Source organism: Ignavibacteriota bacterium (assembly GCA_016212665.1).
Classification (GTDB): domain Bacteria; phylum Bacteroidota; class Ignavibacteria; order UBA10030; family SZUA-254; genus FW602-bin19.
The window spans coordinates 221,148-247,279 of sequence record JACREZ010000032.1 but is presented as its reverse complement, the minus strand read 5'-3'; the positions used below and the strand labels follow the sequence as shown (position 1 = coordinate 247,279).

25 protein-coding genes and 1 tRNA gene are annotated in these 26,132 nt (G+C 42.9%); 16 read left to right on the top strand and 10 right to left on the bottom strand.

Features of this window, described 5'->3' with window-relative positions; genetic code table 11:
• Nucleotides 1–6: 6 nt before the first annotated feature.
• The 4 genes from HY960_11630 to HY960_11615 all read right to left on the bottom strand — a co-directional run bounded on the left by HY960_11630 (nt 7) and on the right by HY960_11615 (nt 4,304).
• Complete coding sequence (locus HY960_11630) at nt 7–186, bottom strand: hypothetical protein (GenBank protein MBI5216393.1); 180 nt, start codon at nt 184–186, stop codon at nt 7–9.
• 31 nt (nt 187–217) lie between these two features.
• Nucleotides 218–1,957, bottom strand: a complete 1,740-nt coding sequence (locus HY960_11625) for a carbamoyltransferase (GenBank protein ID MBI5216392.1) — start codon at nt 1,955–1,957, stop codon at nt 218–220.
• 74 nt (nt 1,958–2,031) lie between these two features.
• Nucleotides 2,032–2,271: a hypothetical protein gene (locus HY960_11620; protein MBI5216391.1), complete on the bottom strand. Its 240-nt coding sequence runs from the start codon at nt 2,269–2,271 to the stop codon at nt 2,032–2,034.
• 2 nt (nt 2,272–2,273) lie between these two features.
• Nucleotides 2,274–4,304, bottom strand: a complete 2,031-nt coding sequence (locus HY960_11615; GenBank protein ID MBI5216390.1) for a hypothetical protein — start codon at nt 4,302–4,304, stop codon at nt 2,274–2,276.
• Nucleotides 4,305–4,929: 625 nt separating this feature from the next.
• Here HY960_11615 and HY960_11610 point away from each other — a divergent pair.
• Complete coding sequence (locus tag HY960_11610) at nt 4,930–7,347, top strand: response regulator (GenBank protein ID MBI5216389.1); 2,418 nt, start codon at nt 4,930–4,932, stop codon at nt 7,345–7,347.
• A 61-nt stretch (nt 7,348–7,408) separates the two neighbouring features.
• Here the strand turns inward: HY960_11610 and HY960_11605 are convergent, their stop codons facing one another.
• From HY960_11605 to HY960_11595, 3 genes are all read right to left on the bottom strand, one after another.
• Nucleotides 7,409–9,538: a pullulanase gene (locus HY960_11605; GenBank protein ID MBI5216388.1), complete on the bottom strand. Its 2,130-nt coding sequence runs from the start codon at nt 9,536–9,538 to the stop codon at nt 7,409–7,411.
• A complete protein-coding gene (gene malQ, locus HY960_11600; protein ID MBI5216387.1) occupies nt 9,513–11,051 on the bottom strand; it encodes a 4-alpha-glucanotransferase in 1,539 nt (512 codons plus the stop codon). Before malQ ends, HY960_11605 begins: the two co-directional genes overlap by 26 nt.
• A gap of 76 nt (nt 11,052–11,127) precedes the next feature.
• Nucleotides 11,128–11,664, bottom strand: a complete 537-nt coding sequence (locus tag HY960_11595; GenBank protein MBI5216386.1) for a T9SS type A sorting domain-containing protein — start codon at nt 11,662–11,664, stop codon at nt 11,128–11,130.
• Nucleotides 11,665–12,873: 1,209 nt separating this feature from the next.
• Between HY960_11595 and HY960_11590 the strand changes: the two genes are divergently transcribed.
• From HY960_11590 to HY960_11535, 12 genes are all read left to right on the top strand, one after another.
• A complete protein-coding gene (locus HY960_11590; GenBank protein ID MBI5216385.1) occupies nt 12,874–14,397 on the top strand; it encodes a HAMP domain-containing histidine kinase in 1,524 nt (507 codons plus the stop codon).
• Nucleotides 14,394–14,810: a hypothetical protein gene (locus tag HY960_11585; protein MBI5216384.1), complete on the top strand. Its 417-nt coding sequence runs from the start codon at nt 14,394–14,396 to the stop codon at nt 14,808–14,810. The genes HY960_11590 and HY960_11585 overlap by 4 nt, the downstream gene beginning before the upstream one ends.
• A 15-nt stretch (nt 14,811–14,825) precedes the next feature.
• Nucleotides 14,826–15,401 carry a hypothetical protein gene (locus HY960_11580; protein MBI5216383.1) on the top strand — a complete coding sequence of 192 codons (576 nt, stop codon included), beginning with the start codon at nt 14,826–14,828 and terminating at the stop codon, nt 15,399–15,401.
• Complete coding sequence (locus HY960_11575) at nt 15,398–15,694, top strand: hypothetical protein (GenBank protein ID MBI5216382.1); 297 nt, start codon at nt 15,398–15,400, stop codon at nt 15,692–15,694. Before HY960_11580 ends, HY960_11575 begins: the two co-directional genes overlap by 4 nt.
• A complete protein-coding gene (locus tag HY960_11570; protein ID MBI5216381.1) occupies nt 15,695–16,390 on the top strand; it encodes an HAD-IA family hydrolase in 696 nt (231 codons plus the stop codon).
• Nucleotides 16,387–16,761 (top strand): holo-ACP synthase, encoded by a 375-nt coding sequence (acpS, locus tag HY960_11565; protein MBI5216380.1) that lies wholly within the window; start codon nt 16,387–16,389, stop codon nt 16,759–16,761. Before HY960_11570 ends, acpS begins: the two co-directional genes overlap by 4 nt.
• 75 nt (nt 16,762–16,836) lie before the next feature.
• Entirely contained in the window at nt 16,837–17,241 is a 405-nt protein-coding gene (locus tag HY960_11560; protein ID MBI5216379.1) for a MerR family transcriptional regulator, read from the top strand.
• 76 nt (nt 17,242–17,317) lie between these two features.
• A tRNA-Pro gene (locus tag HY960_11555) sits at nt 17,318–17,392 on the top strand.
• 4 nt (nt 17,393–17,396) lie between these two features.
• A complete protein-coding gene (locus HY960_11550) occupies nt 17,397–17,657 on the top strand; it encodes a GIY-YIG nuclease family protein (protein ID MBI5216378.1) in 261 nt (86 codons plus the stop codon).
• Nucleotides 17,658–18,049: 392 nt separating this feature from the next.
• Nucleotides 18,050–18,217: a hypothetical protein gene (locus HY960_11545; GenBank protein ID MBI5216377.1), complete on the top strand. Its 168-nt coding sequence runs from the start codon at nt 18,050–18,052 to the stop codon at nt 18,215–18,217.
• On the top strand, nt 18,202–18,408 hold the full coding sequence (locus HY960_11540) for a hypothetical protein (GenBank protein ID MBI5216376.1): 207 nt from the start codon (nt 18,202–18,204) through the stop codon (nt 18,406–18,408). The genes HY960_11545 and HY960_11540 overlap by 16 nt, the downstream gene beginning before the upstream one ends.
• Complete coding sequence (locus tag HY960_11535) at nt 18,408–18,608, top strand: hypothetical protein (GenBank protein ID MBI5216375.1); 201 nt, start codon at nt 18,408–18,410, stop codon at nt 18,606–18,608. Before HY960_11540 ends, HY960_11535 begins: the two co-directional genes overlap by 1 nt.
• A 10-nt stretch (nt 18,609–18,618) precedes the next feature.
• Here HY960_11535 and HY960_11530 read toward each other — a convergent pair whose 3' ends face one another.
• The 3 genes from HY960_11530 to HY960_11520 are packed head-to-tail and all read right to left on the bottom strand — an operon-like array spanning nt 18,619 to nt 23,590.
• Nucleotides 18,619–20,106, bottom strand: a complete 1,488-nt coding sequence (locus HY960_11530) for a PAS domain S-box protein (GenBank protein ID MBI5216374.1) — start codon at nt 20,104–20,106, stop codon at nt 18,619–18,621.
• A 20-nt stretch (nt 20,107–20,126) separates the two neighbouring features.
• A complete protein-coding gene (locus HY960_11525) occupies nt 20,127–21,629 on the bottom strand; it encodes a response regulator (protein MBI5216373.1) in 1,503 nt (500 codons plus the stop codon).
• A 35-nt stretch (nt 21,630–21,664) separates the two neighbouring features.
• Nucleotides 21,665–23,590 carry a PAS domain-containing protein gene (locus HY960_11520; GenBank protein ID MBI5216372.1) on the bottom strand — a complete coding sequence of 642 codons (1,926 nt, stop codon included), beginning with the start codon at nt 23,588–23,590 and terminating at the stop codon, nt 21,665–21,667.
• 237 nt (nt 23,591–23,827) lie between these two features.
• Between HY960_11520 and HY960_11515 the strand changes: the two genes are divergently transcribed.
• The 3 genes from HY960_11515 to HY960_11505 all read left to right on the top strand — a co-directional run bounded on the left by HY960_11515 (nt 23,828) and on the right by HY960_11505 (nt 26,117).
• Nucleotides 23,828–23,995 (top strand): hypothetical protein, encoded by a 168-nt coding sequence (locus HY960_11515; protein ID MBI5216371.1) that lies wholly within the window; start codon nt 23,828–23,830, stop codon nt 23,993–23,995.
• Nucleotides 23,996–24,123: 128 nt separating this feature from the next.
• Nucleotides 24,124–24,912 carry a hypothetical protein gene (locus HY960_11510; GenBank protein ID MBI5216370.1) on the top strand — a complete coding sequence of 263 codons (789 nt, stop codon included), beginning with the start codon at nt 24,124–24,126 and terminating at the stop codon, nt 24,910–24,912.
• A 23-nt stretch (nt 24,913–24,935) separates the two neighbouring features.
• On the top strand, nt 24,936–26,117 hold the full coding sequence (locus HY960_11505) for a DUF2130 domain-containing protein (protein MBI5216369.1): 1,182 nt from the start codon (nt 24,936–24,938) through the stop codon (nt 26,115–26,117).
• Nucleotides 26,118–26,132: the final 15 nt, after the last annotated feature.

Below are 26,132 nucleotides of genomic sequence, written 5' to 3'. Positions count from 1 at the left end.
TGTGAATTAAAATAATGTATAGATAAATGGCGCAAGCGCAGAACCTTCTGTCAGCACAACAATCAGTCCGAGCAATAACAGGAAGAAAACAATGGGACCGAGCCACCATTTTTTCCGTACGCGCATAAACGCCCAGAACTCTGAAAAAATTGCAAGGCGTGAGGTAAGTTTTTTGATGAATTTCATAACTATGTATTTCTTAATATTCCTTCGTGGTTCAATCCAACTGAAACTCTTTTTGCCAACTCAAATCCAATGTCAGGTTTGCCATCTTCTTTTTATCAAGGATGAACGAGCCGAGAACAAGATAATCCATTTCCGTTCTCATAAAGCATCTGAATGCATCCTCCGGCGAGCAGACAATCGGTTCGCCGCGTACATTAAATGATGTATTGATGATGACCGGGCAACCGGTAAGTTTTTCAAACGTTGAAATCAAATCATAATACAAGGCATGTTGTTGCCGGTTGATTGTTTGAAGTCGGGCGGAACCATCAACATGTGTAATGGCGGGAACTGTTCTTTTGTTTTCTCGTACTTGTGCAACAAGCAACATGAACGGACTCGGACAATCAATCTCGAAATATTCATTTGTTTTATCTTCAAGGATAGTCGGCGCGAATGGACGGAAACTCTCGCGGAATTTGATTTTCAAATTGACGCGTTGCCAATTCTCTTTGTTTCGAGCGTCAGCGATAATGCTTCTCGCACCAAGCGCACGCGGTCCGAACTCCATTCTTCCCTGAAACCAACCGATAACATTTTGTTCAGTAATCAGGCGTGCGGTTTCATTTAACAATTCAACCCGGTCATATTTCAAATAGGGAAGTTGTTTGGAGTGCAGGAATTCTTCAATCATTTCGTCGGAGAATTCAGGTCCGAAGAACGCATGTTCCATCGAGAACGTTCGAGGTTTTCCGAGTAACGTATTGTAGATGTAATATGCCACGCCAAGCGCTCCACCCGCATCACCGGATGCCGGTTGAATGAAAACATTCTTGAATGGAGTTTGCTGTAATACTTTACTGTTCGCGACACAGTTAAGAGCAACTCCGCCTGCCATACATAAGTTTGGCAATTTCGTTTCTGCATAGACATGGTTCGCCATCTTGACGACGACTTCATCCGTAACCTTTTGCAAACTTGCGGCGACATCTTTATGAAACTGTGTCAGTTTCGATTCGCCTTCGCGTGTTTTCTCTCCGAATAATTCTTCAAACTTTTTTCCCGTCATCGTCAGATGACGGTCGTACACAAAATACTCCATGTTCAAACGAAAACTTCCGTCATCTTTCACATCAATGAGATTTTTCATTATGAGGTCGTAGAAGCGCGGCTCGCCGTACGGTGCAAGTCCCATGACTTTGTACTCGGCGCTGTTGACTTTGAATCCGAGATAATAGGTGAACGCAGAATAAAACAATCCAAGAGAATGAGGGAAGCGAATAGTTTTCAAGAGTTGAATATCGTTCTCTTTGCCGAAACCAAATGTCGTTGTGTCCCACTCACCAACTCCATCCATTGTCAATATTGCCGCTTCCTTGAACGGTGAAACAAGGAACGCGCTTGCCGCGTGCGAGATATGATGTTCCGAAAAATAAATCGGACCGTGATAATCAAGCAGATCACGGATTTTTTGAGGTACCCACATCTTTTCGTTCAGCCAAACTGGCATGGCTTTCAGAAACGAGCGGAATCCAAGGGGCCATGTTGCAAGCGCGGTTTCAAGAATTCTGTCAAATTTTGTCAGAGGTTTATCATAAAAGCCGACATAATCCACATCGGAAATATTTATTCCCGCCTCCTGTAAACAGTATTGAATTGCGTTGCTTGGGAAATCGGGGTCATGCTTTTTCCGCGTGAAGCGTTCTTCCTGCGCGGCAGCAACAAGGTTCCCATCTTGCACAAGCGCGGCGGCGGAATCATGGTAGTAACAAGAAATGCCAAGAATGTTCATCTGCCTGATTTCGGATTTCGAATTGTCGATTGCGGATTATTGATTGTGAGCATAGAAAACAAGGCTCGACCTATTTAGAACTGATGATGGGCTTGTTCGTGTGTGTGGTTCACCGGTTCTTTGTCAGACCAGTAACTTTTTTGTTGAGTGAATTTTCTCTGCAACAAGTCTTTCCGTATCAGCAAGAGAAAAAGGGCAGGTACACCAATGACGATAAAATACGCGATAGAAAGGAGGACGCGCGTGCTGAACCAGTTCAACACTTTGGCAAATGCCATCCACCACGATTTAAGTTTGAGAAGAAATGGTTTCATACTTATTGTGCTTGACGTAATTGAGTGAGCATCGAACGTGCTTCTGCGTTTTGCGGGTCGAGTTGAACCGCTGTTTCAAGGTTCGCGAGCGTGCCTTGAAGATTTCCTTTTTTCCAATACGATGCCGCGAGAAAATACCGGGCGAGCGAACGGTCTTTCACAGTCATCTGTTCACTGCTTTTTAATTCGCTTGTAAATGTTGCTTCAAATTGTTCTATGGCGTTCTCTGTTTTCCCGATGTCATAGTAAAACATTCCGCACCTGACATGAGCAAACGGGTTGTCATCCAACGAAAGCGAGTGGAGATAGTATTTCTCTGCATTCAGTGTGTCATTCAACTCGCGGTACATATCCGCCATGTACATAAACGGCTTGTAATGGTACCACATTACTTTTGAAAGGGCGAGATATTCATGCAAGGCGTTCTTGTAATCATTGTTACTTTTATACCAATCGGCAAGGTCGTAGCGGGCTTTCGACCATGCAAGTCCTTTTTTTGCATACGCCACCGCCAACTCGCTTGCCTTATCAGTTACCGGGTATTGCTCGTTTGTTTTTCCTGATTTGACAAAGGGCCAACTATGAGTCAAGCCGAATATACGAAAATTTGCCGCTTCAATATCAAACCGGGTAACACCCGAACGTAGTTTGAATTCTTCATCGCTCAAATTCCGATTCCATTGATATTCATTCTTCGGGGCAAGGATATGGTTCTCTGCAATCGTTTCAAAAAAAGTTTTCGCCAACAGAAAATATCCGTCAAAGTTCGGATGCAAATGTTCGAGCATCAAATTCATTCCGACCAACTTGTTCGGCGATTCTCTTTCAAACGCAGATTCAGCATCAGCCACCGGTACGTTGAGTTCTTTGCAGAGATTTTTAATGAGATGATTGAAATCGGAAGTTGCGCGGAAACGAAGTCCGTCAAAATCGCGGGCTTTTTCATAGTACATTTTCGCAGAGGCAAAATCACTATCACGTTCCGCGCATTTTCCGAGTGCGAAGTATGTATCTGCTTGCATTGTGTCAGTCTCGGCTGCTTCCCGATAGAAATTCTTTGCCTGTTCAATGTCTCCGGTTTGTTCGGCATCATTTCCCTTCATCATCAACCCGGACCATTGCTGTTTGATTTGCTCTGTTGCGTTTTCGCTTAAGGACGCTTCCAATGGCTTTTGGTCTTTGATGTTGCTCGTGAGTGTACTGAGAATAATCGGAATATTCTTCTCCTTCGATAATTCAATTAAGTCGCGAAGATTTGCTTCAAAATTCTCTCTTGCTGTTTGATATTCTTCGCTGTTATACAGAATAATTTTCTCCCGCACCATTGTTTCCATCAAACTTGATTGAGCCGGAGTAACCTCGTTTGAAACCAAACCGCGAAGCGCCGAGATACCATCTTTCACAAGAAGGAATATTTTTAACTCACGCAATTTGAGCGTCAGATTGATTGCCCACCGCCATTGTCCGAAATATTCCGTCGAGCCGACTCCCATTGCCCCGTAAAACTCATTGTGACCGACATAGACAACAAACGCGTCCGGTTCATACTCGACAAGTTCTTTGGCGAAGTCGAGAACGGTGTAACTGTTCACCGCCGCAAGCCCGGTGTTGATGACTTCGATATTGCATTGCGGCAGCGTTTGTTTCAATCGGTCGGCAAGGAGGCGCGGGGCGGTAGCATTGTAATCGAACGGAAAGCCCGCCATCGTTGATTCGCCGAGCATGAAAATCCTTTTCGTGTTCGGTCGCTTGTTGATTTCAAACAAGTCGTCTTGAGCCTCCGGTATGCCGATATCCCGTTTAGAAAAATACCGACGGGCGACATCCCGGTTCAGCGTATAGTATTCTTTCCCAAGCACTGTCGTTTTAACGATAAGGTCAAGATTGCCGCCGTAATCAATCCATTGAAGGACTGATTCCATCGCGATGAAGAGAACAATGGGAAATGTAACAAGGAAAAGCCAAAACAATCGCCTCCGTTGAGGAGGAATTTCGATTATTGTTGAGGGAGCAGATGATTTCTTTTTACTCACGGAGTGTGAATATAATTAAAAATTTAGATAGTTTTTGAAGAAATAGTCAAATTCATTTAAGTTTATTCAATTTAGTAGGGTGAACAAGTTTTGCAGGGCATTCAAAACGGATTTGAGGGATGTCAAAATGGATTTGAGAGACGTCAAAACGGATTTGAGAGACGTCAAAACGGATTTGAGGGATGTCAAAACGGATTTGAGGGATGTCAAAACGGATTTGAGAGACGTCAAAATGGATTTGAGAGACGTCAAAATGGATTTGAGAGATGTCAAAACGGATTTGAGAGGCTTCAAATTGGTTTTGTAGAATTTTAATATGATTTTGGAAGGTTTCATAGAGTTGAAAGATAGTTGTGTTCGGTTTTGTTCATAAAAAAGGAGGTTATTTAGAAAAACCGCCGCAGGTAAGATTGGAAAGTGTTCAAATGAGATGAGGGAACAAACAAGTTATCAGAACTATCTCAAGAAATTCTTCATATCATTCTTGCATCTTATTGAAAAATTGATTACCATTCTGCCGCTTTAGTCGGGGCAGACTAACGTAACTTCATTTTGACATTAATTTATGTCGGAATGATTATGGGGAATAATAAAAAACATATAATAATCAGACAACGAGATTTGCATGATTTCATTACAAAAATATGAAGACATTTTAGAGGGCGTTTCCGGCGGATTTTTTGCCCTCGATAAACAATTCCGAATACTTTACTGGAACCGAGCGGCAGAAATCGGGACGCAACTTTCACGGGATGAAGTTCTCGGCAAAAATGTGTTTGAAGTTTTTCCGAACGCAGAACATGACCGAATCGGAGAATGTTATCGTGCGGCAATGAAGACGAAGCAGTTTCAAACCCTCGAACAGGTCTATAAAGACGAACGGTTTGAAAAGTGGTTTGATGTACGGGTCTATCCGAACGAGGGGGGAATTTCGGTTGTCTTCCAGGATATTACAGAGCAGAAGCGACAGCAAAGACAAAAAGAAATTCTCATGGAGGTTTCACACGTTATCAATGTCGCCCAATATATGGATGAATTGTGTCTGAACGCGGGAGAACAAATTGCCCGGTTCATGGAAATCCCGTCGCAGTTTGTTTGTATTTACCGGTTCGATGCTCATTCCTCTCTGCTTCACCTGATGGCTCCGACCATTCAGGACTTGAACGTCAACCCCGAAGTACTCCATCAAATAGTTGATGTTTCAACAGACACAATTGCTGTGGAGACAATCTTGAAACGTCAGGTTGTTATCACCGATGAACTTTCCCGAAGTACGATAGCCGCTCAATATCTGACTGAAGTTGAAAAACATAAACTTCGCTCTCTCATTTCCATTCCGCTCATTGTTCAGAATGAATTGCAGGGTGTACTGGAAGTGCTTTCGCACAAGAACGTGAAATATGCCGGAGATGATTTGCAGATGCTTTCGGTGATTGCAAACGAACTCTCCATCGGTATCAGCCGAAAGCGGTTGATGGATGAAATCACGATGAAGAACATTCAACTCGCGAACGAGCAGAGAAAAACGGAAGAAGCAAACGAGACGTTGAAGAAGTTTCTTGCAACGTTCAGCCACGAATTGCGCGCTCCGTTGAATGCGATTGTAGGTTTCTCCGATATTTTAACAGCAGACTTTGAAAAAATACCGAAGGAAAAAGTTCATGACTTTATGAAGAACATCAACGTGAGCGGCAGGCACTTGCAGGCGCTCATCAATGATATTCTTGATTTATCAAAGATTGAAGCCGGAAGGATGGAACTCCATGTCGAAGCATATCCTGTTTCGTATTTTGTTGAAAACCTCCAGCGCGTAATGCAATCGGCATTGGACCAGAAGCAAGTGAAACTTGCTTTTCATGTTGCCGATGATATTGACCAACTTGTGGTAGACCAGATGCGGTTCAAACAAATTCTTGTCAACCTAACATCTAATGCGGTGAAGTTTAGTCCGAGAGATTCTGAAGTCACGATTACTATTCGCCGGGTGCATTACGAAATTGAAGTGGAAGTGCTTGATAAAGGAATCGGCATCAAGCCGGAAGATTTATCGCGTCTCTTCGTCGCATATCAGCAGGGAAAAAATTCGTTCGCGTCTGATGAAGGAACCGGCTTGGGTTTGATGATTACGAAAAAGTTAGTTGAACTACATGGCGGAAAAATTTGGGTCGAAAGCGAATGGGGAAAAGGAAGCACCTTCCGATTCCGAATTCCGATGATTGTAGCAGGCGAGGTGGTTGACTCGCCCGAAGATTTGACAAAAGTGATGGATGCGCATCAAATCGTCCGTAAAAACGGGGAACGTCCGTTGGTGTTGATTATTGAAGATAATCCGCAAGCGGGATTGCTCATCAAAACATATTTGGATGAGGCAGGTTACAGAACGGAAATTGCGCGGAATGGTTTTGATGGTTTAGAGAAAGCAAAGCAACTCAAACCCGACATCATCACACTCGATATGATTATGCCGATGAAAGATGGCTGGCAGGTGTTGAAGGAATTGAAGGCTCATCCGCTTTGCTCGCACATCCCGATTATCATCATCTCGATTACTGATGATAAAAAACTTGGTTTCAGTATGGGAGCGGTAGAATATTTTGTCAAGCCGGTCAGTCGCACGGAACTGCTTGAAACAATCGGCAGACTTGCCTCGCGTCCGCAGTTGAGGAAGAAAAATCCGAAAGTGCTGGTGATTGACGATGACAAAACTGCCATTGATTTAGTCGCGGCGATTCTTGAATCGGAAGGATTTGAAGTGCTGACTGCATTAAACGGAAAAAAAGGGTTGTTGCTTGCGGTAGAAGAGAAACCCGATTTAATTTTACTCGACTTAAATATGCCGGAGATTGACGGATACCGCGTTGCGTATGAACTCAAACAACAATCGGCAACACGCCACACACCGATTATTATTCTCACCTCACAGGAAGTTGATGAAACTATGCGCGAGCAGTTGGAAGGATTCATCAGTGGTGTAATGAGCAAATCGCGCTTCACGAAACGGGATTTGCTACGCGAGATAAGTACAATTGAGAAGATGAAGTAGTTCTTGATGAATTGACGATTGATGAATATATCATTTCATCAATCGTCAATTAACAGTTACTTTATCTCATCAAAATCATCCCACTGGTTGGAGGAACGGAAACGGTTCCGGTTATTTTTCCGAATGGTTTATCTTGTGTGACTTTATCCGGATTGGCGAGAACTTGCCAACTTCCTTTCGGGAGTTTCATGTCGAGCGGTTTTTTCGGATTACCATTCAGCAGGACAATAATGCTTGTAGTTTTCTGTTTTTTATTTTTCGCATTGTCCGATACCTTCTCAGCGTTAATAGTAAATGCAATATGAAAATCATCCTTTGTCGGGAGAAACTCGATTGCTTCATTCGGTACATTGCTCAACTGAGGATAGGTTGTTCGGAGATGAATTAATCCTTTGTAATACTCAACAAGTTCTTTGTTGAGTTCCGCGTGATGATAATTCAGGTAGTTTGTCTCGTTGTCTTTATCGTAACTGTTGTGGTCAATCATTCCGACGCGGGTATCAGGTGAGGAAGTAGGGGCGATGAGTTTGCTTCGTCCGTATTCCTGTCCTTCATGAATCATCACCGGACCTTGAGATGTGAATAAGTACATTGCCGCGAGTTTGTGAAGAGAAAGTTGTTGAGGAGTAAGTTTAGCATTTTTTCCGGCATCAGGCACTATTTCATTTTCTTTAGCATCGTGCAAGGCAAACCGAATGAAATCTCCCATGGTGTTATCGTCATGCGATTCGAGATAGTTGATACTGTGTTCTTTCTGCGTGAACGGTCCGCCATCGACAAGCAAACTTCCGGTTACATAACTCATAAACGACTTTTTGGAATTGCTTCCCTGAAATTTTCCAAAGATGAATCCGTGTCCGTCTCGCGGGTTTTGACCTTTCACTCCATTCCGAATCAAATCGTTCCACGCCGCCCATCCAATCATACTGAAACCAGCGAGGTCATACTTTCCACCGCCCCACGCTTCAGCAATTAATATGACGTTCGGGTTGATTTTCTTTGCTTCCTGTGTGATGAGTTTGCACGTTTCCCAATCGAGCATCGTTGCAAGGTCGAAGCGGAAGCCATCAATATGATATTCTTTCATCCAATATAGTACCGATTCGACGATGAGACGACGAGCCATAAGCCGGTCAGTTTTGAAATCGTTGCCGCACCCGGAACTCGCAACGAAGTTTCCGTTCATATCGGTATGGAAATAATAATACTTATCAATAAACTTGAACGGGTTGAAGTCGTAATTCGAAACATGGTTATAAACCACATCCATAATAACGGCAATGCCATTCTTGTGAAATGTTTTCACCATATCTTTGAATTCGCGCACTGCCCGTCCATCCGCGCCGTTATATGATTCCGGTTTGATTGTTCCGTCAGTTCCGTAATACGATTCGGGTGCGAAGAAATAACTCGTCATGTATCCCCAATGATTCCGCTCGTACGGATTCCACGTATTGAAGGGGTATCCGAATTTCATTACTGAACTATCGCGATACAGCAATTCAATGTTTCCGAATTTCTGGGTCGGCAGGAGTTCTATTGCATTGACACCGAGATTTTTCAAGTAACTCAAACCGCCGGTTGTACCTTCTTCTGTCAATCCTTTGTACGTTCCTTTTGATGAGACACCGGAAGAAGAATGTGAGGTCAAATCGCGAACATGCGATTCATAGATGATTAACTTGGAATAATTATCAGGCGCAACAAATGTATCTCCCTCCCAATCATACTCAGTATTGATGATGAGGGTCTTTGCAGGTTGATGCCAGTTTGTTTTCGTTGCAACTGCCTTCGAGTACGGGTCGGCGAGGATAATGTTCGGATTAAACATCTCGCCCGGACCTTCGGGACCAAACACCCGGTAACCATAAAACTTCCCGAGCAGAACTTCGGGGAAGGAATATTCCCACACACCCTGTTCATCTTTCACCATGAGAAATTCTGTGCCGGTTTCTTCATCATGTTGATTGAAGAGAACAAGCATCACTTTCGTTGCGCGAGGTGCGAACAAACGGAATGTCGTTTGTTCCTTGCCGAGAATGCAACCCATTTCTTTTTCAGAATAGAGTGAATCGAGATATTGTTGTGCCTGAGGTCGAGCGAAAAGAGGACGTGAAGTCGGAATCACCATGAGAAAGAGAACAAAGAAGAAGAGTGATATAAAATTACTGTGAAGTGTCTTGTTGTTCATGTGCTTTTGGTTTCGGTGGTCGTTCATAAAGTACTGTAAGTTCTTTGAGTTTCGATGCGGTGTCCGGTCCGATTTGTTCCCATGAAAAACGCCACGACCAGTTACCGCCAAGTTTTCCGGGAAAATTCATTCGTGCTTCTGTGCCGAGATTCAACACATCCTGCATTGGTATGATGACAATATCCGCAACTGAAGAATGAGCCAAACGAATTAACTCGAACGTCAACTCGTCACCATTGTAATTGAGATATCGTTGCGTAAACGAGTAAATGTCGTTCGGTTCGTTCTTTGCTTTCTCGAAATAACCGCGTGTTGTATCGTTATCATGCGAGCCGGTATAGACGACGCAGTTTGGTATAAAATTGTGCGGGAGGAATTTATTTTCCATCCCTGTCCCGAACGCGAATTGGAGAATCTTCATTCCCGGGAAACCGAAATGGTCGCGAAGTTCGACGACAGGTTTTGTAATCAGTCCGAGGTCTTCTGCCAGAATCGGGAGTGTTCCTAAATGATGTTGAAGCGTTGTGAAGAATTTTTTTCCCGGCGCCTTCACCCATGTTCCTTTCTCGGCAGTTTCCGCATTACCGGGGATTTCCCAAAACGCTTCGAATCCCCTGAAGTGGTCAATGCGAATGATGTCAACACATTCAAGCAAATGTTGGATGCGGGAACGCCACCACGCAAAATCATCTTTTTCCATGACATCCCAGCGATACAACGGATTTCCCCACAGTTGTCCTGTCGGACTAAAATAATCGGGAGGGACTCCGGCTTTTGTTAACAGCACTCCGTCTTCATCCATATCAAACAAGTGTTTGTTTGCCCAAACATCTGCGCTATCATACGCAATAAAGATGGGGAGGTCTCCGATGATTTTTATGTTTTTGCTGTTCGCATATGCTTTCAGTTCATGCCATTGTTGAAAGAAAAGGAACTGAATAAATTTCTGCTTGGCGAACAACAGATGAAGGCGGGTAGTGTACGCTTCCATCGTTTGCGGGTCACGGTGAATACATTCTTTTTCCCACCTGTTCCAATGTGTGCCGCCTACAGCCTCTTTGATTGTCATAAAGAGAGCATAATCTTCAAGCCAGAACTTGTTTGATTCACAAAAGGAATCAAATGCTTTCTTCAAATTTGTATCGGTTGATGTTTGAAAGTGTTTGAAGGCTTTCTCTAACAACGTTTGTTTTGCTTTGATGACTTCGCCAAACTCGACCTGAAATGAATCGAAACGGGGGAACAATCGTACATCATCTTCGGAGAGTAATTTCTGCGCAAGCAATTTTTCCGGGCTGATGAGTAACGGATTTCCTGCAAAAGCAGAGAAGCATTGGTACGGTGAATCTCCGTATCCTGTTGGACCAAGAGGAAGGACTTGCCACAATCGCTGACCGCATGATTCTAAAAAATCAATAAAATAAAAAGCATTGGGACCTAAATCACCAATGCCAAAATTTCCCGGCAGGGAAGTAGGGTGAAGTAAAATACCGGCGGAACGTTCAAATTTCATGGTCAAATATACTCATTGACGAGCCAAAAAAAAAGGTACGCCGGAGCGTACCTTTGAGACATTGATGTGGAGTTAGTTATTTAATCAACGTCATCTGCCTGACGCTCTCGTACGTTGTTGCCTCAACAACATTCTGTGCTGTGATGCGATAGAAGTATGTTCCGGATGTAAGTTCGTTCGCGGCAAAGAGAATTTCCTGTTCGCCCGATTCGACTTCCTGATTGTTTAATAAGGTGGCAACTTCCTGACCAAGCATGTCATACACTTTCAACGTGACGACAGATGCAACGGGAAGCGAGAAAGAAATTGTTGTAGTCGGGTTGAACGGGTTCGGATAATTTTGTTCTAATGTCACCTGTTCAGGGACTTCCGGTTTTCTTTCAAACTTTTGTGCAACCGGGTTCTTTGCATTTAATGCGACGAAGAAAACTTCTGTAACTTGTTTTGCGCCGGTGAGTCGTAGTTCACTTGCAAACGAAATCGTATCCATCGGACCGGAGAATGCTGAATTGATTTTTGAAATTGTGCTGTCAATTCCAACGTATTCACTCTTCGTAATTCCCTCCCAGAAAGTCATCATCGAATCTGCACGACCAGCAATTTCACGAATCATTTTTCCGTTGAAGGGTGAACGAACATCTGTATAAACTAATTCACCAAAACCGTACGGTGTAATTCCCAAGTCGCTTGCAGTGATATTGAATTTTAAGGCAAGAAGATTTGCAAACAATTGATTGTTATGCTTCGTAGGAGTTACGGTTTTGTGTAAACCACGAAACGGCGAACCATTCGTCAATCTTGCAAAACCACGTGGTTGACCGAAATGTTCACCGGTTTTATCAGTTAATGAATTCAAAAGGTCATTACTTTTTCGGATGTTCACCCAGCCGTATTGTCTTTTGAGTGCAGGAACCGGGATACCGACAGTGACATCAACGATATTAAAAGAGAACATTTCCTGTCGGACATTGGCGGTATTGGGCATCGGAAGAACGCTCTGATTACGAACCGGGTTTTTAACGCTTGCATACCGCGCAACTGTATTTTCACCAAGTAGCCATTCCCATTTTGTTACTGTAACTTTTCTTTTTAGTGATAATGTTGTGATTAACACTTCCTGCATGTTGCCGAGTGTAACACCGCCGACATACCAGGTCTTTCCATCATTCCGAACTTTGGCTGAGTACATGGAAGGAATTGAAATTGTAGAAATATCGGTTGGTGAAGAGAATTCAAGATAGAGACCGTCAACAGCATTATTCGTTTCATTTCTGAATGAAAAATCGTTTTGAACTCCAACCGCTTTTTTCTTTTCGGCAATCTTTACTGTTAAATCGTCGGCAGTGAAAGAACGAAAATATTGAGCGAAGGAGAGTTCACTCATGCCGAGAAGCAGTACGAAGGTTATTGTATAAAGAGTCAGGCTTTTCATATGTCATTCTTTCTGTGTTGTTTTGTAGATACTGTTTGAAATCTAACTGCATCGAAAAGTCTCAAATAACGTACCAATCGAAAATGAAGAAGAATGAAACGAGAAGCCTTTGTTTTGATGTGGAATCAGCAAGTCAATGTTTGATACATGCTCTGTCATGTTCGATGCTCGAACACTGTTCTGGAATTGAGCGATAAGAAAAGAGACAGTCATCAATGCGAAGCAAGGGCTGGATTTGGTTTTTCAAGTTTTCTCCATTATCTTTTTCCCGCTTGAAATGAAGCCAATCGTTTGGCAGAGTTTGAATTGCCGGTCTCTTCGTTCATCCTGAGCAGATGGGGATTCGGCATTTTCTGTATGGATTTGATGCTCGAAAAGCTATGTATGTAGATGTCTGATACGGTTCCGAAAACATTCAAACCACGCTTTCCTTTATTTGGGAAGGTTATGGTGGGGTTTATTTTTATTATCGTGTTCATGATTATGTCGAGCACGTTTGTACTACTACAACTCAGAGGAGCATTTACTGCCGGAAAAGATGAACTTCGGGGGAATGAAAAGAATAATTTGCTCTCGCTTCGACTTGTCAAAACGCTTACACTCGAATCTGAAACTATCCGTTCGTACTATGTAACAAAAGATTCGTTGGCATTTCTTACATTTCTCAAACAAAAAAAAGAATTTGAGACAATTGTTGATTCGTTGAGTACAGCCGCTTCACGCTCCGAACTAAAAATACTACTCAACAGAATAACTGAAATTCATAACCAACTTAATGACATTTCCGCCCAGATAATCTGGGATACTTCGCTTGATAGTAGCGCGGATGTTACCCGGAAGTTTGCTCGCAGTGTGGAACTGGAGGATTCGTTATCCCGAACAATTCAAACGCTCAACGATATATATCGGTTTTCACTTGGCAAAACTTTTTCTTTGTTTGACAAACGAATCACTCTTGCGATGGATACCGCTGTGATTATTTTGGTGTTATCATTAGTGGTTGGGTTAGTAACGGCTATCCTGATTACCAGAACAGTCATACGTCCGATCCAGGCGTTGAAAGAAGCAACGGAAAAAGTGAGTGAAGGTCATTACGAGACGATTCCGATTTCCAGTTCCGATGAGATTGCAGATTTGACTGAAGACTTTAATAAAATGAGTAGCAAACTAAAACATCTTGATGATATGCGGGTAACTCTGATGTCAGAAATTTCTCACGAGATGAGAACACCGTTACAAGTTATTAAAGCAGGGTGCCATGCGATAACAAGGTCGAAAGGAGCCGCTCCTTTGATTCAACGGCAGATAGACGCCGTGACAATGATTAATCAGGCAACAAACAGAATTAACCGTTTCGTTACGTCATTTCTTGATATTACAAAAATTGAATCCGGGTTGATGAAATTCGAGTTTGTTCAGACTGATATTATTGAACTCATTTCTCCGCTTGTTCAGGAGGCACAGTTAATCGGTCAATCACGACAAATCTCAGTTGAGTTTTTGCATGATGATATTAAACCGATTGCATTGGATAGGGAAAGGATGACTCAAGTAGTGAGTAACCTGATTTCCAATGCAATGAAATACACTCGTGAAAATGGGAGAATCACAATTCGTGTAATGAAAACATTCGAGATGAACGGTTCAATAAATAACAGGGAATTTGTTAGAATTGATGTTCAGGATACCGGAGTAGGAATTCCCCCGGAAGATGTCGAAAAACTGTTTACAAAATTCTTTCAGGCAAATAATAAGTCAGTCGTAAGTGAGAAGGGTTCTGGACTCGGGCTGACGTTAGTAAAACATGTCGCGGAAGCACATGGCGGAAAAGTAGCAGTCTCGAGCAGGGTTGATGAAGGTTCGACTTTTAGCGTTATGATTCCCTCCGAACTGAAGGGACAAGTCTCTGTATGATGCTACAAACTTCGGCAGAAGAATATATTTCAGAAATTGAAAAATCAATCAACAAAAAATGTATTTTCCGGGCGGAAATTATATCACTCCTCAAATTATCTCAGGGAAAAAATATGGGAGTTGTGGTTGAGGATGTCTTATTTGTTTCAAAATTTCTTTCACAGGCAGTTGCCGTGTTGAAACGTGAAGGAATGGCTTCTGAAATTACAAAGCCGTTACAAACGGAATTCAAATTGACATTGGAAAAATTCCACTCGCTCCTCCACACGCTTGTAAAAGATGCTGATGAGCCACTCAAGCAACATTTTGTCTCCCGTTTCCTGAGCATGAAACCGGATTGTATGGAAAACTTGCTTACATTAGCCCGTGAATTATCATGGGTTAAAAACTATCAATTAGACAATGCCAATTAAGAAACTCAAAAAGAAATGAAATTATCAGCCAAACTCTCCTTGTTCATTTTTGTCATCGCCTTTATTATTTGGCTTGGCGGCATCAATATTCGCGCGATGGTTGGATTTGATTTATTACAGACCGGGACACTTGATTTCAAATCGAACATCCATCCGTTTGTTGAGAGAGCTGTGTTTGGATTGATTGTTCAAACATCATTCGTCGTTGATATCGCTTATGCCATCACCTGGCTGAGCGGAATTATTTTTCTCACAACGTCACCGTTCAAGTTACGAGAGCATGGTTGGTTGATGATGAGCGCAATCCTGTTTTATATCTTCACACCGGTTGAAATTTATGCCATCGTTCTTGATGCAAAGATGATGTATCTTGATTATCTTGGCTCAAATGATTTAGTCGAGTTTAGAAAATTATTTATTCACAGGCTTGCCGCGTTGTCCGGTGTGCCGATGATTGCATTGCTTTGTTATTATACAATGCTCGCTGTGTTGATATTTCAACCGTTAAAAAGAAAATTCAAACCGAAAACAGAAACAGAACCTGATTCGGTTTCAGCGATACCTGTCAGCGAAGAACAATTGGTTGCATGAACTACACGAAACTTATTGAAGAATTGGAAGTGTTAGTCAATCAGGTTGGAGTAAAACTACGCTACGAAAAAGGTGATTTTGAGGGGGGATACTGCGTACTAAGGGAAGAACAAGTTCTCGTTGTTAACAAACGATTGACCGATGTGCGACGCGCTTCAATTCTCGCTCAGGCGTTGACCGAAATTGGTGTTGATGCAGTATTTATCAAACCGAATGTTCGCGACTTTATAGACTATGAAGCGGCGAAGTATCTTAAATCAAAAAAGAATCTTGTGAAGCGGGTAGATGTGTAAATGATAAAAGCAATAATATTCGATTTGGATAACACACTCGTTGATTTCATGCAGATGAAACGTCAATCGGTTGATGCCGCAATCTCCGCAATGATTGATGCAGGACTCGATGTCCCGCGGGAAGAAATCAAAGAACGAATCAATGCAATCTATAAAGAACGAGGTATCGAATTCCAAAATGTGTTCGACCAACTTCTCTATGATATTTTCAATAAAGTTGACTACAAAATTCTTTCAGCCGGAATTATTGCCTACCGTCGCGCACGGGAAGCCGCATTGGTTCCGTATCCACATGTGTATTTAACTCTCGCCGAATTATTGAAACGAGGGATGAGGCTCGCGGTTGTTTCTGATGCACCTGAGCGTGAAGCATGGTTGAGACTTTGCTATTTGAATTTTCATCAGATGTTTGATGTCGTTGTAACGTTCGAGGACACGGGCGAACGGAAACCACATCCCGCGCCGTTTCTTAAAGCGCTCGAAGGATTGCAAGTGAACGCAGACAAAACTCTGATGGTTGGAGATTGGGCGGAACGCGATATGATTGGCGCATCGAAAGTGGGAATCAAAACAGTGTTTGCGCGTTACGGCGATACCTTTGGAACAATTGAAACGCACGCGGATTATGAAATACAAGATGTCAGGGAATTGCTCGATATTGTTGATACGGAAAACGGAGAGGCGCGCGGTTCATGATTAGCGGAATCGGAATTGATGTTGTAGAAATCCATCGTGTCAACGAAATGATTCAAAGATATGGGAATCGGTTTATCGAAAAAATCTTTACGAAGAGTGAAATTGAATATGCTTTGTCAAAAGCAAGCAGTCCTCACCACTTTGCAGGAAGGTTTGCAGTGAAAGAAGCAGTGAGCAAAGCAATTTCAACGGGTTGGAGCGGTGGATTCAGATGGAAAGATGTTGAAGTGACGAATGATGATTCGGGAAAGCCCTCAGTTCAATTATACGGACATGTGGGGGAATTACTGAAAGGGAGTACCGTGTTTGTGTCTATTTCACACTCGGAAAATGTCATTGCCGCAGTTGCAATCATTGAGAAAAGGACGTAAGAAAGAAACGCCTGTTGTTTTTGCTGAAGAAATTTCCTATTATTGAGCCGTTCAAAAATACTTTCACACAACATCATGAAGCAAGCCGGAATAAAAAAGCTCTATTACTCGATAAGTGAAGTCAGTAAGATTACTGCTTTGGAGCAATATGTGTTGCGTTATTGGGAGACAGAGTTTGAACAGTTAAAACCATCAAAGAACAGAGCGGGGAACAGGATTTACACGAACCGCGACATCAAACTTATTCTTGAAATCAAACGCCTGCTTCGGGATGAGAGATACACTATCGAAGGTGCGAAACATGTGTTGAAAGGATTTATTCCAGAAGGAGAAGCGAATCAGCAACTCGAACTCCTGAGCGACACGCCGCAACCGATGGAGATTGTACCTGCCCGGCAAGCAAGCATTGACAACCGCGTACAGAATGATATGATTGAGATGAAGCGGTTTCTTGAAGAACTTCTTGTTAGATTAACTTAAGTGTTGTCATTAGTCAATGGTCGTTGGTTATTAGCTCGAATAACGATTAACAGATAACAAATAACATTTTTTAACACGGAACGTAGCGCAGCCCGGCTAGCGCACTTGCTTGGGGTGCAAGGGGTCGCGGGTTCAAATCCCGCCGTTCCGACTAAGTGAAATACGCTGTCTATATTTTACGAAGTATTAAGACTGGAAAATATTACATTGGTCAAACTCAAAATTTGGAAGATAGACTTGCTCGTCACAACAGTGGGCATTCATTCTCAACGAGACATGGTAAACCGTGGGAGATTATTCATATTGAAAAATATGATACGCGTTCAGACGCAGTAAAGCGAGAACGTTATTTAAAATCTCCCGCCGGTTGGAAAGAACTTCAAGAAATAAAGCAGAGTAAGAATAGTATTTGTTAGCGCACATGTGCCGAAGGCATCCCTTTGGGACTTGGGGTGTTCCAAGGGAATCCCTTAGGGACAAGGGGTCGCGGGTTCAAATCCCGCCGTTCCGACCATGTAGGGGCTGTCTCATAAGTCTGATTATGATGTAGCCGCAGACTTTACGTCTGCGTTTTTGATTTGGAAACGCAACCATGAAGGTTGCGCCTACAATAAAATCTAACTTTTGAGACAGCCCCTTTCTGTTTATATCATTTCCTTTGTAACCCTTTAGGTTATCATGGAGGAAATGCCCATATTGACCTATCAAATCTTGACGAGTATCCAGAGGGAAAGAGGCAAATCAATTAACACAGATTTTTTTCACACCGTACAATTACTCGCCGATTACTCACACCGAAGAAAGTTAAATGAATAAACACACCACATCCGAAATTGAAATGCTTAATGAAGAAATCGTCCTCAATGAACTTGAATGGCAACAGTGGCTTCAAAACTACACCATCATACGTGGTGAGGCATTTTTACGTATTCTTGAAGAGAGAGAAAAGAAAACCACACAATGGAAAATATCATAATTTCAAATGTCCGTAAGTGTTTTATTGAAGTGAGTCACGATGACTCGGACCCCGGTTCGTATATTGTTCGTTGCTGGAAGAAAATTCTTTGGTTCAGAAAACGAATTTCAAGTGATTGGTTTACCAATAAAGAACAGGCATTGGAATTCGCGAATGAGATGAATCGAACATTCAAAGAAAGGAAACATTAATGCAGAATATTCATAATCAGGTTGTTCATCAGCGAGGGAGTTATCTTTCAAAAGAGGAATTACATCAGGGGGAGAAACAAGTTCTCCATAATTTCAGAACAATCAGGCAAATTCAAAGCGAGCCGACTCCCGAGAAAAAGAGAGAACATCTCATGTCCTTCTCCTTATCTCCTGTGCTTCAACTTGAATTATTTGCGTGAAAACAGGCTCTCATTTTTTGTTCACACGGTTGCCGTACAAGTCCTTCGAGCAATCAGGACAAATGCCATGTGTGAAATCCGCGCTGGAGTGTTCACTGACATATACTTCGATTTGATTCCAATATCCGTTATCGTCACGAACTTTCTTACACGAAGCACAAATGGGAAGTAAACCGCTGAGTGTTTTTACTTTTCCAAGTGCGTCCTGAATATCATTCAGCAATCGCTCCCGCTCCGCTTCACGGTGTTTTCGTTCCGTGATGTCTCTGTAAATTCCATACACACCTACTTGCCCATTCTCTGTCAGTATCGGAGTACCTAAGATGGAAACATGAATGAACTCTCCATCTTTTCTTTTTCGAACTGCTTCTGCGCTTACTACCTGTCCTTGAGCAACCGTCTGTGTGAGAAAGATAGATTCATTTCGCATTGATTCAGGTACAATAACTTCGTTAATCGGGCGTTGTATGATTTCTTCCTGCGAGTAACCAAACAACCGCGTAAACTCACGGTTGATTCGTAATACGCGGTCTTCGTTATCTAAAATCACTATTGCTTCCGGAGCGCTCTGATACAACTGTTCAAAATACGCACGTTGAACTTCCAATTCTGCTTCATACTGTTTCAGTTCGGTAATATCCGTCAATGTTCCTTCATGATAGAGAAGTTTACCGTTCGCATCACGAACTGCGTACGCATTTTCCAGAACAATAATCTGCTCTCCGTTTTTCTTTCTCAGATGTAGTTCCGCGTTTCTGATAACTCCTTTTTCTTCCAGCACGTTCGACCAGTATTCCCGCTCATCCGGATTGAAGTACAAATCTGCGCCGACATTGACTTTGAGAAAATCTTCTTCCGAATCATACCCTAACATCCGTACCAATGCAGGATTTGCTGTAACGATCTTTCCTTCGGGGGTCGTTTGATAGACACCATCATACACATGTTGAAACAGTGAATGAAATTTCGCTTCTGAGGCTTTTAACTTATCTTCTGTCCGTTTCCGTTCAATTGCCATCGCAATTTGGTTTGAAACAAACTTGAGCATTTCTTTATCATCGTTATCGTACCGTACTCCTTCCGTGTAACTCTGCAGGACGAGTACGCCGATGGTCTTCTCCCGGATTTTCAACGGTACGCCAAGCCAATCTATCGAAGGAGAACCGACCTGTTGAACTTCTCCCGTGTTCACTAATTCTTCGAATCGTTCCGGGTGAATAAGTTGCGCTTCACCTGTCCGAAGGACAAATTCCGTTAATCCTTTTCCTAATGTTCGGGGAGCGGGTTGCGGGTCAAATTCATCAACCCAAAATGAAAAGTGGAGGAGTTTGGTTTCTGAGTCTAACAGGGCAATATAAAAATTTGTCGCCGGGAGAAGTTTCCCGATTGTGGTATGGATTGATTGAAATAACTCTTGCAAGGAAGTGGTTGCTAATGCCGCTTCCGAAATATGATAAATTGATTCCTGAATTTTTTCCGGTGTTGTGTGGTGGTTCATGGTTACTGTAAATGAATATTTTATGCCAGCGCTTGCTTGACCGTACTTTCGAGTGTTTCCCGTGTGAACGGTTTTACAAGATACGCTTTCGCTCCTAACTGTTTTGCCGCATTGATGAGATATTGGTCTCCGAGTACACTGGCAAAAACAAACGGGACTTCTTTTAACTTCTCGCTATACATTCCTTTTTGAATATTTTCATAGAAGGTAAATCCGCCGACGCCGGGTAAAGCCACATCACACAAAATTAAATTTGGTGTAATTGTTTCGAGTTGTTGTTCTGCGACGGGAACACTTTCTGCCGTATGAACATTGAGATACGTCTGCTTCAGAATATGCGCGATAAATTCCAACACGGGCGGGTCATCATCAATTGCAAGTATCACTGCTGTTTCATCCGGCAATCCAAGTTCTTTCTTCACTCGTTTTGTGAGACTCTTATGTTCCTCCTGTGAAATAGAATACAACTGTTGAAGAGAGCCAAGCACCGTTGTATCTTCCTGCGTCGGAACTCCTTTACTTAACATCGCCCTGATTGCCTGAATGTACGCATCAACCTGTGCAGAGCGTTCGAGTTCCCGGTGTTCTTCATCGGTAATAGAAAGGGGAGACCGCATCGTCTCTGTTATTACTTGTCGTATGTCGGTTGGTATTTTGTATTGCATCAACGAAATCAATGCGTAACGATATGCTATCAACGCCTGTTGACGCACTTTTTCCACCTCGCGCCGTAGTTCGTTTTTGTGTTCGTTTTTCAGATGCTCGGTCAGTTCCTCCTGAACGCGTTTATGTTCTTCCTGCATTCGCAGTGTCATCTCTTCCTGAATGCGTTTTCGTTCTGTGATTAACCGTTCCTGAAGTTCTTTCTCCTGCTGTTCCTTCGAGCGAATGAATGCAGGGTTAGTGCTGATTTGCACTTGCTGTAACGACGATAACGGAGGAATCGTTGTTTGGGCTGATGGAGTTGCGACGGCTTTCAACTCCTGTATTCTTCGTTGCAATTCCTCCTCCATCTGCCGTTGCTTTGCCTCAAGAACAGAGTTCATTTGTTGCATCAAATTCCGTTCGACTTCTTCAATCTTTTTCGAGCCTTCAGTGCTGATAGCGGCAAATTCTTTTTGCCGCGTGGTCGTCATTTCCTTGACGGAGGCTTCAAGAGCGCGCTTCTCAAGGTGTTCATTTTGTTTTTCCAACACCTTCCGTTTCTTCTCTTCGATTTCCCGCTCGTAGGTGATTTCTTTCAGCCGACGTTTCACTTCCACTTCGACCTGCTCTTTCATCTTCGCGTGTTCTTCTTTTTGAATCTCCTTCCGTTCCGATTCAAACATCATCACCAGGATGCGTTCTTCAAATGCACGGGCATAGAGATTTTTTATATCATACTGATAGACGCGGCGAATTAAATCCAGAGCAAGTTCATGATTTCCTTTCTTCACCTCGGCGTCAACCTGACGGAGAAGTGTGCTGACTTTCGCCTTTCGTTCTTCGAGCGATAATGTGGTTTCAACAGTTTGTTCAGCCATTGTCGGTTTCCTTTTCTAACTCCATGTTCCTCAAATTATACCCCGTGTATTGCTTTGTGGATTGTATTCAACATCGCTTCTGTGGTGAATGGCTTTTGTAAATATCCCTTCACTGCTTTCCCTGCTGTTTCCATATCAATCTTATGTGCAGGTAAACCACTCATAAAAATTACCTTCACGGCGGGATTGATTTTCTGCAACGCCCGCGTCATAGAAGCGCCATCCATGAACGGCATCATCGCATCGGTAAGTACAATGGCAATTTCAGTCTTCCTTTCAAGATACATTGCAGTCGCCTCTGTTCCATCCATTGCCGTTACGACGTTGTACCCGCATGTTTCAAGCAAATCTTTCGTCGTCGTGATGACATCAATCTCATCATCCACAACAAGAACAAGTTCACCGTTGCCGTTTGGCGCTTCTTCCTGTGCTGCTTCGGGCATTTGTTCGGTTGCGGCTTCGACTGCTGGGAAGTAAATCGTAAACTCTGTTCCTCTGTCGGGTGTGGTATGAACATCAACAAAGCCGTTTATACTTTTGATGATTCCCAAAACAGAAGCAAGTCCGAGTCCGCGATGTTCGGTTTCTTTTTTCGTTGTGAAATACGGTTCAAAGATTTTGTCCAGATGGTCCGTCCGGATTCCCTTGCCCGTATCCGCAACGCTTATCGTAACATACTTCCCGGGTTGTATTTCAAGATTACGATTCGTGTACGGTTCCGTCAGTTCGACATTCTTTGATGTAATCGTCAGACTCCCGCCTTTCGGCATTGCATCGCGGGCATTCAGGCACAACTCCAGCAACACGCGGCGGAGTTGAGTTAACTCCCCGTAAATGTTCCACAAATTTTTCTCAACATTTACATGAAGATGAATTGACTTCGGGAAAGTTTGAGCGACAAATGTTTCCGTATCGTGGATGAAATGTCTCGGTTGAAGAACAATCATCTCGCCTTCAATCCCGCGTGCAAACGTATGAACCTGACGAACCATTTCCGCACCGCGGTTCACATTCGATTCAATGAGATTGATGATGTTCATCGCCGCTTCGTCTAATCCCTTCCCCTTAAGAATAGAAACGCCCATCAAAATAGGAGAGAAGACGTTATTCAAATCGTGGGCGATGCCGCTTGCAAGCGTGCTGATGCTTTCCATTCTCTGCGCACGAAGGATTTGCGCTTCGAGTTTCCGTTGTTCGGTCACATCTCTGTTCATCACAAAGATTGAAACAGGTTTACTCTCAGCATCATACACCAACTTCCAGCGACTATCACACAAGACACTCTTTCCGCTTTTTGTGAGAAACAAAAGTTCCCCCGACCACTCACCCTTGCCGATAAGAACCTTATGCGCTTCCATCAATTCAGGCGGTTCCGATTTGAAAAATAACTCACTGAAACTTTTTCCCAACGTCTCCTGTGCGCTCCAGCCATACAATTGCTCGGCGCTTCTGTTCCAGAACGTCACTGTATCTTCCAAATCCAACACGAGCATTGCATCCTGAACAATTTGCAACAATGCCGCTTGTTCGCGCAACTGTTCCTCCGCATGTTTTTGCTTTGTGATGTCCAACCAGTTGCCGATAATTTCCTTTGGCTGACCCTGCTCATCCTTCACCGGGATTGCCTGGTCAAGAAACCAATGATACGTTCCGTCGGCACACAGCCAGCGATACTCGATAGAAAGGTTCTCGGAAAAAAAGAGCGAGCCGAACTCTTTCAATGTTCGCTCGCTGTCTTCTGGATGAATTCTCTCTGTCCAGAGTAATGGATTGTCATCGAACTGTTTCTGGTGAAATCCTGAAACGTTTCCGATATTCTCACCAATCCACGTCCGGCTAAAATTTGGATGCGGCATTGCCGAATACAACACCATCGGCAATGAATTCAGGAGTAAAGACACCCGTTCGTTGATTTGATTGTCGGTTTGACTATTGGTGGAAGGACTGTTTGTTTGATTCATACTGCGTCGCTACTAATATTTTCATGCAAATGTACGCTTTCGGGGCAACTTTTCCAATAAACTCTTTTATAAAAATCCCCTCTTGAGAGGGGTTGGGGTGTGTATTAGCATGATTAAATTAACATCACATTTGTCTTGAGTCTTGACTTTTAGAAATTAAGTCGTTAGATTATGCACCAAGTTTAGAGTCTTAGCGCACGTAGTAAGCAAATCAAACAAAATGAATAAGGAAAGCCAATGGGAAAAAAGACGACAAAGTTGAAAGAACAGACGTTGTGGAATGTTTTTACTGAAAAAGCAAATGCAACACAACAAGCAATGGTTGGTAATCTTATCCGCAGAGCAGAACCGCTTCTCGATTGCATACGAGATACATTTCCGACCTACACGCTTTGGTCGGAATGAATTTCGACCTACATCTATGACATAGAAATAAAACACCCACAGAGACTTTCAGAAAAAAATCCCGAAGGGATGAAATGATGATAGAAAACAAACAATAAATAATGGAACCCTGAAAGGGTGATATAAATATGCCTGAACAAACTGTAGAAAAATCAAACGAACAATTAGCAGAGGAAAACCCTCCACAGCAAAACGAACCATTGGTACAAGAAAACATCAATCTAAAACATATAATACAATCAAATCAACAAGTTATTGCTTCACAAAACACCCTCATTCAAGCCTTAGAACGGGTAATAAAAGCACACCACATCAAGGATGAAGCTTTTCGCCTTTTGAATGAGGCTTATCGCTCTTTCAATGAGTCTAATCGCCTTTTGAACGAGGCTTATCGCAATTGGGAAGCGGCTAATCACCCTATGGATAAGGCTAATCAACCCATGAATGAGTCTAATCATCGCTTGGATGAGGCTCATCGTTATATGGATGATGCTTTTCGTCAGTTGGACGAGGCTTTCCACCGTTGGAATGAAGCTACACATGCCAGAAAAGACTCGACCGAAGAACGCAATACTCTTCCCGGTCACGAATCGGCTCCTTCAAATCAGGAAAAGCCCATAAATGAACAAATCATTGAACTTTCTGCTAAGGTAAAACAATCAACAAAGTTAGGGGACGACAAACACTCGGAACGAATCGTAAAGAGAATTGCTCACGCATTATTATTAATCAAACAAAAAGGAAGAATGAGAGTAAATGAACTTCGGAAGCAACTTGGCACCAATCGTTCCGCACTGCAACGAGATGCCGCGAGGATGATGTCGCAACTATGGATAATCGGCGAAGGCGGACCCATCAACCGGGAGTATAGTATCACGGATGCAGGAATAAAATTAATCGAACAACAACAAGGTTAAACAAAATTTTTGAAAGAGGAACTATGAACAATCAAACCATTACCTGTCCCAAGTGCGGACAAAAAATAGAAATCAGTGAAGCATTCACTCACGAAGTAGAAGAAAAACTTCGTTCACAATTCCAACTCGATTTGAAGAAGAAGGAAGAAGAACATCTGCAATTGCTTGATGCCAAGCAAAAAGAATTTCGTGATGCCTTCAACCGTGAAGTTTCGAAAATAAAAACTCAGGCAGAACAGAAAGCACAGGATTCCCTCGCGACGGAATTGAAAGATTTGAAGGAACAACTTCAGGAAAAAACGAAACAACTTGGCAATGCACAACAGCAGGAACTTGAATTGCGGAAACGTCAGCGTGAGTTGGAAGAACGGGAACGAACGCTCAAGTTAGAAGTGCAGAGAACGCTCGACGAGGAACGGAATAAAATCCGTGAAGAAGCAACAAAGCGTGCCGCCGATGAACAGCATCTCAAAATGGCAGAGAAAGACAAACAACTCTCCGATATGCACAAACAAATCGAAGAGATGAAAAGAAAAATCGAACTGACTTCTCAACAAGCGCAAGGTGAAGTGCAGGAACTTGAATTGGAACATGTTCTCCAAGCGGCGTTTCGGTTTGATAAGATTGAACCGGTTGCAAAAGGAGTTCGTGGCGCAGATGTATTGCAGGAAATCCGGGACGAAAAAGGACAATCGTGCGGAAAAATTATCTGGGAATCGAAACGGACAAAGGCATGGAGTGATGGTTGGATTCAGAAACTGAAGGACGACCAACGCGCCTCGAAAGTAGAGATTGCTGTGATTGTCACTTCTACTTTACCGAAAGAAATTGAGCGATTCGGTTTGGTTCAGGGAATCTGGGTGACGGATTTTGCTTCAGCAATCGGGCTTGCAACTGCGCTCCGGTTTAATCTCATTCAACTTGCGTACTCAAGAAATTCTCTCGCGAACAAGAACGATAAGATGGATTTGATATACAACTATCTTTCCGGTCCCGAATTCAAACAACGGGTAGAGACAATCATTGAATCGTTCACAACAATGCAGGAAGATTTGAACACGGAGAAACGTGCGATGGAAAAACTCTGGTCGAAACGTCAAGCGCAAATTGACAGAGTTCTGAAAAGCACCGTCGGCATGTACGGCGACCTACAAGGAATTATCGGAACGGCTCTGCCGGAGATTCCCTTGCTGGAACTTGAGTAGCTTTGGTTCGTGGTT

Coding starts and splice junctions, on each gene's coding strand:
- HY960_11630 (MBI5216393.1), bottom strand. CDS start 186: ATGAAATTCATCAAAAAACTTACCTCACGCCTTGCAATTTTTTCAGAG.
- HY960_11625 (MBI5216392.1), bottom strand. CDS start 1,957: ATGAACATTCTTGGCATTTCTTGTTACTACCATGATTCCGCCGCCGCG.
- HY960_11620 (MBI5216391.1), bottom strand. CDS start 2,271: ATGAAACCATTTCTTCTCAAACTTAAATCGTGGTGGATGGCATTTGCC.
- HY960_11610 (MBI5216389.1), top strand. CDS start 4,930: ATGATTTCATTACAAAAATATGAAGACATTTTAGAGGGCGTTTCCGGC.
- HY960_11605 (MBI5216388.1), bottom strand. CDS start 9,538: ATGAACAACAAGACACTTCACAGTAATTTTATATCACTCTTCTTCTTT.
- malQ (MBI5216387.1), bottom strand. CDS start 11,051: ATGAAATTTGAACGTTCCGCCGGTATTTTACTTCACCCTACTTCCCTG.
- HY960_11595 (MBI5216386.1), bottom strand. CDS start 11,664: ATGATTCGTGAAATTGCTGGTCGTGCAGATTCGATGATGACTTTCTGG.
- HY960_11590 (MBI5216385.1), top strand. CDS start 12,874: ATGTCTGATACGGTTCCGAAAACATTCAAACCACGCTTTCCTTTATTT.
- HY960_11585 (MBI5216384.1), top strand. CDS start 14,394: ATGATGCTACAAACTTCGGCAGAAGAATATATTTCAGAAATTGAAAAA.
- HY960_11580 (MBI5216383.1), top strand. CDS start 14,826: ATGAAATTATCAGCCAAACTCTCCTTGTTCATTTTTGTCATCGCCTTT.
- HY960_11575 (MBI5216382.1), top strand. CDS start 15,398: ATGAACTACACGAAACTTATTGAAGAATTGGAAGTGTTAGTCAATCAG.
- HY960_11570 (MBI5216381.1), top strand. CDS start 15,695: ATGATAAAAGCAATAATATTCGATTTGGATAACACACTCGTTGATTTC.
- acpS (MBI5216380.1), top strand. CDS start 16,387: ATGATTAGCGGAATCGGAATTGATGTTGTAGAAATCCATCGTGTCAAC.
- HY960_11560 (MBI5216379.1), top strand. CDS start 16,837: ATGAAGCAAGCCGGAATAAAAAAGCTCTATTACTCGATAAGTGAAGTC.
- HY960_11545 (MBI5216377.1), top strand. CDS start 18,050: ATGAATAAACACACCACATCCGAAATTGAAATGCTTAATGAAGAAATC.
- HY960_11540 (MBI5216376.1), top strand. CDS start 18,202: ATGGAAAATATCATAATTTCAAATGTCCGTAAGTGTTTTATTGAAGTG.
- HY960_11535 (MBI5216375.1), top strand. CDS start 18,408: ATGCAGAATATTCATAATCAGGTTGTTCATCAGCGAGGGAGTTATCTT.
- HY960_11530 (MBI5216374.1), bottom strand. CDS start 20,106: ATGAACCACCACACAACACCGGAAAAAATTCAGGAATCAATTTATCAT.
- HY960_11525 (MBI5216373.1), bottom strand. CDS start 21,629: ATGGCTGAACAAACTGTTGAAACCACATTATCGCTCGAAGAACGAAAG.
- HY960_11520 (MBI5216372.1), bottom strand. CDS start 23,590: ATGAATCAAACAAACAGTCCTTCCACCAATAGTCAAACCGACAATCAA.
- HY960_11515 (MBI5216371.1), top strand. CDS start 23,828: ATGGGAAAAAAGACGACAAAGTTGAAAGAACAGACGTTGTGGAATGTT.
- HY960_11510 (MBI5216370.1), top strand. CDS start 24,124: ATGCCTGAACAAACTGTAGAAAAATCAAACGAACAATTAGCAGAGGAA.
- HY960_11505 (MBI5216369.1), top strand. CDS start 24,936: ATGAACAATCAAACCATTACCTGTCCCAAGTGCGGACAAAAAATAGAA.